The sequence below is a fragment of the Psychrobacter sp. 1U2 genome, assembly GCF_051847575.1.
Genome location: NZ_JBPYDC010000804.1, coordinates 1 through 826, shown reverse-complemented (window position 1 = coordinate 826; position 826 = coordinate 1). Strand labels below are relative to the sequence as shown.

The 826-nt window shown below is 38.4% G+C and carries 1 pseudogene; it reads left to right on the top strand.

What is annotated here, in order from left to right:
- Positions 1-826, top strand: a pseudogene (locus ACS8FD_RS18835) (hypothetical protein); the annotation flags it as partial.

Here is an 826-nt window from a genome sequence, read left to right as displayed (position 1 = left end):
AAACAATTGATGTAGTAATACCCAACGCTACAAAGACGAGTGGCTCTTTTTTATCACCCCTATTACCTGAGCAATATAAACAGTTGTTACTGGTATGGCGTCAACAAGTCCAGCAGTTGTTGGTCATCAATAACAATGATGCAACTGTCCTACTGAGCTTAAAAAAGGTTAGTCACTATTTATGGCAAGCTGTCAGCTTACAGCATACAAATAATGCCGACGCTCAACAGCGTTTATGGTTTCTAACAGAGCTTTGGTTGAGTAACCTAGCAGACAATTCATTACCACTACCAGCTATCTATGCGCAGCTACTATCACAGTTAGACGAGGTCTTAGCTAGCCGGTATCAGCAGGCTATCGATGTAAGTAAGCAGCCAAATAACTCATCAAGCAGTAGTATAGATTCTAATCTAATAACTGCTAAAACAAATGAGAATAAACAAATAGCTCATGAAGATATCGAAGGTTTAATAGCTGATATCTATATACAAATAAGCGGTCTTGAGAATATTGATCAACAGACACACGGTTTATTGAGTCATTTATTAAAATCGACCGAATCTACATTACGTTTTTTACCACGTATATTGGTTGAGCTTGAGTCTATAATTTTAGGTCTCAATAACCCACAAACAGTTATAGCTCCTTTGCAGCAACTCCAAAGACAGCTTGAATGTCGTGGTTGGTCTCGCTACGAAGCACAAGTAACACAAATCTTGCTCGACATTGACAATAACATGATATCAGAGTCGTCATTTGCAGAAGTAAGTGAGCAGATTGAACGTCAGCTTGAAGAGTTATATAGTGCCATTTACAACACTGAACA